The following is an 8918-nucleotide window of genomic DNA, read 5'->3' as shown; positions in this document are numbered from 1 at the left end:
AACACCTACAATCAGAACAGACCAATCAGTGTTGCACCTCAAAATAAAATTCGGGGGTTCGGCAGTCTGACCGCGCCCGTGCAGGCGAGGGATCGGTCACAATGGGCCTATGAGTAGTGGCCGCCTCCGCACTGATGGGCCCACACGGGCGTTCAGACAGGTTGATGTGTTCGCCGAGGGAGCCTTCAGCGGCAACCCGGTGGCAGTCATCGACTCCGCCGAGGACCTCAGCGACGAGCAGATGCGGACTATCTCTCGATGGACGAATCTCTCCGAGTGCACCTTCCTGCTGCCGCCCGAAAATGCAGAGGCCGACTACCGGGTGCGCATCTTCGCCCTGGACACGGAGCTGCCCTTCGCGGGGCATCCCACCCTCGGCACAGCACGGGCCTGGCTCGATCTGGGAGGAATCCCGCGGCAGTCCGGGACGGTGATCCAGGAGTGCGGCGTCGGGCTGGTGCAGGTGCGGCTGGCTGGAGAATTCCTGGCATTCGCTGCCCCGCCGCTGCGACGGTCCGGGCCACTGGCCCACCAGGATGGCCTGACGGTCCATCAGGTGCTGGGTCTGCGTCCGGATCAGGTCCTGGACGCCGCGTGGGTGGACAACGGTCCTGGCTGGTGCGCGGTGCTCGTGGACTCCGTCGAGACCCTGTTGGACGTGAGGCCCAACCCCGGCGCTCTGCGAGCGGACGGCCCGCAGGCCCTGGGGGTGGCCGCGCTGGGCGCGGAGAACGACGACGTCGCCCTGCACGTGCGTGCCTTCTTTCCCGACGGCGCGGGCTCACTGGTGGAGGACCCGGTGACCGGCAGCCTCAACGCGTCCCTCGCCCAGTGGCTCACCGGCACGGGCCGACTGAACGCTCCCTACACCGCGAGCCAGGGCACGGTCATCGGACGCAACGGACGCGTGAGCATAGAGGCCGAGGGAGAGACCCTCTGGGTCGGGGGACGCGCCCAGGTGCGGGTAACAGGCACCGTGGTCACCGGCTGAGTGACCCTTAGTCGGCGTTCTCCACGGCCTCGGCCAACTGCGGAACAAGCTCCTCGACCAGCACCGGGATGCTGAGCACGGACCCGGCGCTGAAGGCGTTGACCAGATCGCCCTCACCGTCGAGGAGCACGGCGCGGTCCTCGGTCACCACGTCCAGGGAGTTCAGCAAGGAGTCGTTCTCGAGATCCTCCAGGCTGTATCCAATGGGGAAGAGCACGGCGACGTCGGCGTCGAAGACCTGCACCTGCTCCTCGGAGACGTTGGCGAAGAAACCTTCGTCCGGCTCCATCTCCGCAGCCGGTCCATACATGTCGAAGCCCACGTACTCCAGGAAGTCCCACCGCATGTCGCCGGTGTAGGAGAGACCATAGGCCTCGCCAAACTTTGATCCGGTCACGGCCTCCACACCCTCGAACTCGGGGTGATCCTCGCGGACCTGGGCGAAGAGCTCTTCCGTCTCGGCAATGAGCTCTTCACCCTCAGCGGACTTGCCCAGGGCGTCAGCGATGAGCTGGGTGTGGTTGCGCCACCCGGGGTTGTAGTTGTCAGCACCCTCGGGGCCGGAGATGGTCGGGGCGATCTCCGCCAGGCGCCTGTACTCCGCTTCGTCGTAGCCGGAGTTGACGTTGAGGATCAGGTCGGGATCCAGGGACTGGATGAACTCGTAGTCCAGCTCGCCCTCGGAGCGGGGAATGACCTCAGGGTCCACCTCGGTGAAGAGGTCTGCGGCCCAGGGACCCACACCGTGGGTTTCCTCTCCGAATCCCAGCCAGTCATGCACGGCCACCGGCTCCACACCCAGGGCCAAGGCCACTTCGGCGTCGGACCAGCCCAGGGCCACCACCGTCAGCTCACCGTCCTCAGGGTGAGGGACCTCGGTGGGGCCATACATGTGATCCACCGTGGCCAGCAGGCCGCCCTCCGACTGCGGAGACTGCTCGTCTCCGGTCTCAGCGCTGCCCTGCGCGCCACAGGCGGTGAGTGCCACCAGCGCAGTGGTGGCGAGAAGGGCAGGCAGACCGCGACGCAGCGGGGCCGAGCGGAACCGGTCAGAGATCATGGAATGCTCCTTGGAACACACCAGCGCGGGCGACCCGCACTGAGGGACAGGGCGGCGATCCGATTAGAGAACATATCGGTCACCAAATGGTTGACCAGATAAAGGTAGATCTAAGTTCGCTATTGTGCAAACGGTGTAGTCAGGCCTGACTGCAGGCGGGAGCGCGGCATGATGGACGTGAGTCCGCACGGGCCACCACGCGGAGACCCTCAGGAGCCGGCGCGCCCGATCTTCCAGTAGCCCATGAAGCTGACCTGCTTGCGACTGAGACCGACCTCCTTGACGAGGTGACGGCGCAGGCCGGTGATCGCCCCGGCTTCTCCGGCCAGCCAGGCGTATTCACGGAAGCCCTCGGGCACCGCGGTCTCCCAGAGCATGGCGCCGTCGGCGACCTCGGGCAGCTCCTCGGGAGCGCCGGTGAGCGCACCCACGGGCTCGCGCCCGGGCTCCCAGGCCGCACGTCGAGCGGCGAAGATCTTGGTACGACGTCGCCCCCAGTCCTCCACCGCGGCGGCGAGCTGGGAGCCGTGGGTCGCTCCATTGCGGGCCATCCAGTGGATGCGCACGCTGGAGCGGGAGGCGACGTCAAGCACGTCCTCAGCAGTGGGGACTTCCAGATACGCCTCCCCGTGGTAGTCCTCGGGAAGAGCCTCAAGAATGGCGCAGATCGCTGGCGCCGCGGTTTCGTCCCCCACCAGCAGCAGATCCTTGGCGGCGCCGGGCTTGAATTCGATGCCCCCGTGGTCTTCGCGGCAGCGCCCGTCCGGGCCCACCACCAGGAGCTCGTCCCCGGGGACCGCCGAGCTCACCCAGGCGGAGGCCGGTCCGTCGGTGCCGTGGACGGCGAAATCAATGTCGATCTCCTCCGCCCAGGGGCGGATCGATCGCACGGTGTAAGTACGTATGGGATTGCGCTGCTCGTCGGGGAGCTGGCGCCACGTGGTGTACCACTCCATCATGGGCGGCTGGGGCTCCTGATCCAACCCCAGGTCCGGCAGTGTGCCATCCTCGCGCGGCAGCAGTAGCTTGACCCGCTGGTCAAGCCCGCCGGTGTAGAAGTGCGCCAGGTCCGGGTCCGTCACCGTGACACGCACGAAGTGCGGACTGAGGGCGGTCACGCGCACCACAGACGTGCGGAACACGCGCGTGGGGTGCACAACGCCAGACACAGGCTCCGCGGCGGCAGAGCGCTTATCGGGCGTGCTGCGCGCCTCGGGAGCCCTGCGCTTTTCAGAAGCCCTACGGCGCTCAATGGTGGAAAGGGTCACCTTATTCACGGTACGCGGGCTTCGCTCATGTGGCAATCGCGGAATTGCCCCCTGACCGGTATGCGCGGCCTAGTGTCCGAAATGGACAATACAGAAGTGTTTACGCGCGAATAGGACGATGCTAGCGTCACTGAACACACTCGCCCCTGTCATTTCGCACCTGGAAGCTCCTCTCTATGCCTCATTCTGCCGCCAGCTCCGGCACCCCCACCCTGCAGAGCGCCCTTCAGCCTGGGGAGCCCCCAGTCTCCAGGAAATCATGCGGCGCAGCGCCGACCTTCCCCCGCTGCACGGCTATCCCACGGTCGATGAGCTGCACGCTATGCTCAAGGAGCTGCGCGAATCCCACCCCCAGCTGGTAAAGGTGCAGCGCATCGGCACCTCGCGGCTGGGCGAGCCGCTGGTGCTCTACACCCTGACCGCCACCCCCGCGCATGAGCCAGGTCAGGCCGCACCCAGAGCGGGCCATCAGGGGCTGCTGGTGGGCGGTGTACACCCCAATGAACCGATCGGCTCCTGGACCATCGTTCAGCTGTTCCGGGACCTCGCCGCCGATGAGTCTCTGCGCGAGCGCCTGGACACCGACTGGCACGCCATTCCTTGTGCGGACCCGGACGGCATGCGACTGAACGAAGGCTGGTTCCGCGAGCCCGGTAATCCGGAGCTCTACTACCGCAACTTCTACCGTCCCGCCGGGGCGGAGCAGGTGGAGTGGACCTTCCCCTTCAGCTACAAGCGCGCCTACTTCGACGCCATGATGCCTGAGACGCAGGCTCTGCAGCGCGCCATCGACCTCACGCGACCGGACTTCTACGTCCCGCTGCACAACGCTGAGTCCGGGGGCGCCTACTACTACCTCTCCGAGCCGGTGCCCGAGCTCTACGAGCTACTCGCCACCCTGCCTGAGCACCTGGGGATCCCCCTGCACCTGGGAGAGCCCGAAGCTGCCCACTTCAAGGTCCTTGCCCCCGCTGTCTTTGAGATGGGCACCCTCGAGCAGGTCTATGACTGGATGGAATCCCTGGGCCTTGACCCGGCTCCCCCCGGCAGCGCGGGCCAGGCGTCAACCAGCTACGCCAGCAAGTACGGCACCCTGTCGATGATCGCCGAACTGCCCATCTGGAAGCACGACGACGCCGATGACACCACCTCCACCGACGCCAACTACGCCGAGGTCCTGCGCCACGCAGGCCAGGAGATGGTGGCCACCGGCGAGCTGCTGGAGGGCCTGCTCCACGAGGCCGAGGCACACCTGAGCCTCGATACACCCTTTCGCCGGGCGGCCAACTCCTTCATCCCCGGCATCGTCCGGGCCGGGCACAGCCAGCTGGGCCGCGCCGAACAGCCCGAGAATCAGCGGCTGGCCACGGTGGCCGAGCTCAGCGGACCCATGGGTGCGGTGTGGATGTTCCGCCTGCGCTTCGGCGGCTCCCTTCTGCGTGCCCTCACAGCGGAGACCGACTCTGGACTGGCCACCGCACAGACGCGCCGGCTCGCCGAGCGCCTGGAGGAGCAGTGGAGCCGATGGCTGCGCGAGAAGCTCGCGGAGGAGGACCAGGCCTCCGAGATCCCCGTCCGAGACGTCGTCGGCCTGCAGTACGGGGCTGTCCTGGGGCTTGCCGCTCATGTCCGCCGCACACAGTGAGGGGCAGCCGGTGGCCCCGGCTCCGGTGACCTCGGACGCGGTGGAGATCCGCCGGGGCGAGGAGGGACCCACCCTGGGATTTCCGTGGACCCGTATTCGTGGTGAGCGCGAGCAGCTGCAGCGCGACACCGAGTGGCTCGACCACGCCCACGCCGCCCATGAGTTGCTATGGTGCCTGGACGGCGCCCTGACCCTGGCGACCGGACAGCGGCTGTGGACCATTGCCGGCAGCTACGGTCTGTGGATTCCCGCCGGAACGCGGCATTCCGGCACACTGCCCGCAGGCGCCGTCTACCGGGCAGCATTCTTCAGCACCGAGCACGTCCCCGCGCTGGCGGCAGAGCCGACCACCGTGAAGATCACCCCTCTGCTGGGACAGCTGCTGGACTACATCGACCAGGAAGGGATCGGCCCCTCACAGCGCGAGCGGGCCGAGGCCGTGGTCATGGACCTGCTGCAGCCGGTGCCGCAGGAGATCATCCTGCACATTCCTCACCACGAACTCATCGCGGAGGCCGCAGCGGAGATCCTGGCTGACCCCGCCGCTGCACACTCCGTGGACCACTGGACCAAACGCCTGAACGTGAGTTCGCGGACCATCACGCGCACGTTCCGCGCCGAGACCGGCGTAGGATTCGCACGCTGGGTCGCCACGGCGCGGGCTCGATGTGCGATCGCTCTGCTCGCCCAGGGGACGAGTGTCGCAGAAACCGCGGAGCAAGTCGGATACGCCACCACGTCAGCCTTTGGGGTGGCATTTCGACGCGTTACGGGACTCACCCCGGGTTCATTTAGGCGGGAGAGAAATGACTGAAAAAGAACAGAAGATGTCGCAATATCGTGATTGCGCTACCCCTCGGGCTGGTCTAGGTTTATGTGCCAACAGTCCACACCAGACTGGCACTCACTCGCACCATGAGGCAGGCCATTGACGGTAGATAGCCCCGCGACAGAATCACCTGCCGCGGTACCCAGTACTGCTCTAGGCCGACGCCGAATGCTCATCATTCTGCTCGGCACAGCGCTTCTCTGCGCGCTCAGCGTGGTCAGCCTCTTTGTCGGCTCGGGGAGCATTGAAGCTGCCACCGTAGTGGAAATCCTCGGAAAGTTTATCACTGGCGAAACACCGCCGATAGGCGAACGTAACACAGATGAATTGCTGATTCTTGATCGGCGCATTCCTCGCACTCTTCTGGCGATCCTGGTAGGCGCCGGCCTCGGGGTGGCGGGCGCACTGATGCAGGCCCTGACCCGCAACCCGCTTGCCGATCCCGGGCTGCTCGGAGTCAATGCCGGGGCCATGCTCGCCGTGGTCATCGGCTCCGCGGTGATGGGCTCCTCCTTGGGGTTCAGCCACGTCTGGCTGGCGATGGCCGGGGCGCTGATCACCTCCGTGGCCGTCTATGTCATTGGCTCCACCGGACGCTCCGCCCAAAGTCCCGCCAAACTGGTGCTCTCAGGAGTCGCCCTAGCTGCGGTCTTCTCCGGGGTGAGTCTGGCCATCTCCCTGTCGATGCCCCAGGTCTTTGACCGCATTCGCTTCTGGGCCGCCGGCTCCCTGCAGGGGCGCTCGACCTCTGAACTGGAGACGATCTTCCCGTTCATCCTGGCCGGGGTCATCATCGCACTGCTGCTCCCCCGGGCGGTCAACGCCCTGTCACTAGGCGATGATGCCGCCGTCGCCCTGGGTGGACGCCCCATGCTGACTCGAGTGATCGGGCTCATCGCCATCACCCTGCTCAGCGGCGCGGCAACCGCCGCCGCCGGCCCCCTGACGTTCATCGGCCTGATCGTCCCCCATGCCCTGCGCATGCTCCTGGGCCCCGATTACCGGTGGTTGCTGCCCATGAGCCTGCTGGCCGCGCCGATCCTCATGCTCAGCGCCGATATCCTTGCCCGGGTGGTGGTGGCCGCGGAGCTTCCCGTCGGCGTCGTCACCGCCCTGCTCGGAGCCCCGGTACTCATCGCTCTGACTCGCCGGAAGAAGGTGCGTGACCTATGAGCGCCTCAACCGCTACACCCCATTCGGCCCCGCTGTTCACCGGGCGCTCCCGGCTGCTGCGCCTGGGTCCGGTGGCCGCCCGTGTGGACATGCGCGCCGCACTGATCACCCTGGCACTCGTGGTGGCAGCACTGGGCTTTGCCTGGTGGAACCTGCTCACCGGATCCTCAGCCTTCGGGGCCGCCGAAGCTCTCGGCGCCTTTGTGGGCCAGACGGATGAGGCCACCAGCCGCGTCATTCTGGAATGGCGCCTGCCGCGCATCGTCTTCTGCCTGCTCGGCGGTGCCGCCCTGGGCATCGCCGGTGCGGTTTTCCAGTCCATCACCCGCAACCCGCTGGGCAGCCCCGATATCATCGGCTTCGGCACCGGGGCCTACACAGGAGCACTCGTCGTCGCGCTCCTGGGCGCCAGCGGCATGTGGATGACTCCCTTGGGGGCCATCATCGGCGGGACGGTCACCGGCATCGCCATCTACTTCCTCGCCTGGAAGGGCGGGGTCTCGGGCATGCGGATCATCCTGATCGGCATCGGCATGACCATTCTGCTCGACGCCGTGAACACCTATCTGATCACCACCATGGATCTGCAAGTGGCCCTCACCGCAGCAACCTGGGGCGCCGGCAGCGTCAGCGACATCGCGTGGATGCACGTCATTCCCCTTGGCCTGGCGGCGGCGCTGGTGGTGCCCGTGCTGATCGCCAAGCAGCGCGACCTCACCCTCATGGAGATGGGAGACGATCCCGCCAGGGGCCTGGGCATCCGGACCGAGGGGGTGCGTCTGCTCATGGTGCTCGGCGCGATCATCCTGGTGGCCCTGACCACCGCGGCGGCGGGCCCCATCGCGTTCGTCGCCCTCGTCGCCCCCCAGCTCGCCCTGCGGCTGACACGCTCCTCCACGGTGCAGATCATTCCCGCCGCGGCCATGGGAGCGGTGCTGCTGAGCGTCTCGGACCTCATCACCCGGTTGGACCTGCTTCCCGTCCAGCCTCCGGTCGGCGTCGTGACGCTGAGCCTGGGCGGAGCGTACCTGATCTGGCTGCTTATCGGTTTCGGACGAAAGAAGGCATCATGACGGAGACGCTCGACGCCGCCCCGACGAGGGACCAGCAGAAGACCGCACTGGAGAAGGACACCGTGGACCACACCGACCCGCAGACCACCTCACGCCTGCGCGCGGACTCCCTGAGCTCCGGGTATGACGACCGCACGGTCCTGAAGGACCTCAACCTGAACATCCCCGACGGCTCCTTCACCGTGATCATGGGACCCAACGCGTGCGGCAAGTCCACGCTGCTGCGCAGCCTGGCACGTCTCATTCGTCCCAGCCAGGGACAGGTGCTGCTCGACGGCGCATCCATCACCTCCATGCCCACCAAGCACCTCGCCCGCACCGTGGGCCTGCTGCCGCAGTCCTCGATCGCCCCCGACGGCATCACGGTCTCTGACCTGGTCTCTCGCGGACGCCATCCGCATCAGAGCCTGTTCAAGCGCTGGTCCGCCGCCGATGAGGAGGCGGTGCGCCAGGCGTTGGCGGACACCCAGATGACCGAACTGGCCACCCGAGAGGTGGACTCCCTCTCCGGCGGTCAGCGCCAGCGCGCGTGGATCGCCATGGCACTGGCCCAGCAGACCCCGCTGCTGCTGCTGGACGAACCCACCACCTACCTCGACATCGCCCACCAGATCGAGGTCCTGGAGCTGTGCGCCCGCCTGCAGCGGGAAGGGCGGACGCTGGTCGCCGTGCTGCACGAGATCAACCAGGTGCTGCGCTACGCCACCCACATTGTGGCGCTGAAGGACGGACACATCGTCGCTGAGGGCACTGCCGCCGAGGTCGGCACCGAAGAGATCATCCGCGAGGTCTTCGGTGTGGAGTCCCGGGTCATTGAGGATCCCGAGACCGGCAAGCCGCTCATGATTCCTCGAGCACCCGCGCCCTAGCCGACGCCAG

At 66.8% G+C, this 8918-nt stretch carries 8 protein-coding genes; 6 read left to right on the top strand and 2 right to left on the bottom strand.

Going from position 1 to position 8918, the window contains the following annotated elements; all coding sequences use genetic code 11:
• Nucleotides 1-109: 109 nt before the first annotated feature.
• Nucleotides 110-991 (top strand): PhzF family protein, encoded by an 882-nt coding sequence (locus RH857_RS07280; RefSeq protein WP_310537314.1) that lies wholly within the window; start codon nt 110-112, stop codon nt 989-991.
• Nucleotides 992-998: 7 nt separating this feature from the next.
• On the opposite strand, the gene RH857_RS07275 is transcribed toward RH857_RS07280, so the two are convergent.
• Both RH857_RS07275 and RH857_RS07270 read right to left on the bottom strand, forming a co-directional pair.
• Complete coding sequence (locus tag RH857_RS07275) at nt 999-2051, bottom strand: ABC transporter substrate-binding protein (RefSeq protein WP_310537313.1); 1053 nt, start codon at nt 2049-2051, stop codon at nt 999-1001.
• 209 nt (nt 2052-2260) lie between these two features.
• The gene (locus RH857_RS07270; RefSeq protein WP_310537312.1) at nt 2261-3193 is read right to left on the bottom strand and encodes a siderophore-interacting protein; all 933 of its coding nucleotides are present in this window, start codon (nt 3191-3193) and stop codon (nt 2261-2263) included.
• A gap of 385 nt (nt 3194-3578) precedes the next feature.
• Between RH857_RS07270 and RH857_RS07265 the strand changes: the two genes are divergently transcribed.
• The 5 genes from RH857_RS07265 to RH857_RS07245 all read left to right on the top strand — a co-directional run bounded on the left by RH857_RS07265 (nt 3579) and on the right by RH857_RS07245 (nt 8908).
• Nucleotides 3579-4964, top strand: a complete 1386-nt coding sequence (locus RH857_RS07265) for a M14 family zinc carboxypeptidase (RefSeq protein WP_310537311.1) — start codon at nt 3579-3581, stop codon at nt 4962-4964.
• A complete protein-coding gene (locus tag RH857_RS07260; RefSeq protein ID WP_310537310.1) occupies nt 4945-5778 on the top strand; it encodes an AraC family transcriptional regulator in 834 nt (277 codons plus the stop codon). Before RH857_RS07265 ends, RH857_RS07260 begins: the two co-directional genes overlap by 20 nt.
• Nucleotides 5779-5961: 183 nt before the next feature.
• On the top strand, nt 5962-6966 hold the full coding sequence (locus RH857_RS07255; protein WP_310537309.1) for a FecCD family ABC transporter permease: 1005 nt from the start codon (nt 5962-5964) through the stop codon (nt 6964-6966).
• On the top strand, nt 6963-8039 hold the full coding sequence (locus RH857_RS07250; protein ID WP_310537308.1) for a FecCD family ABC transporter permease: 1077 nt from the start codon (nt 6963-6965) through the stop codon (nt 8037-8039). Before RH857_RS07255 ends, RH857_RS07250 begins: the two co-directional genes overlap by 4 nt.
• Nucleotides 8036-8908 (top strand): ABC transporter ATP-binding protein, encoded by an 873-nt coding sequence (locus tag RH857_RS07245; RefSeq protein ID WP_310537307.1) that lies wholly within the window; start codon nt 8036-8038, stop codon nt 8906-8908. Before RH857_RS07250 ends, RH857_RS07245 begins: the two co-directional genes overlap by 4 nt.
• The last annotated feature ends 10 nt before the right edge of the window (nt 8909-8918 follow it).

The sequence above is a fragment of the Nesterenkonia flava genome, from assembly GCF_031432335.1.
GTDB classification, from domain to species: domain Bacteria; phylum Actinomycetota; class Actinomycetes; order Actinomycetales; family Micrococcaceae; genus Nesterenkonia; species Nesterenkonia flava.
The sequence above is the reverse complement of the archived record's forward strand: the minus strand, read 5'-3'. Positions and strand labels throughout refer to the sequence as shown.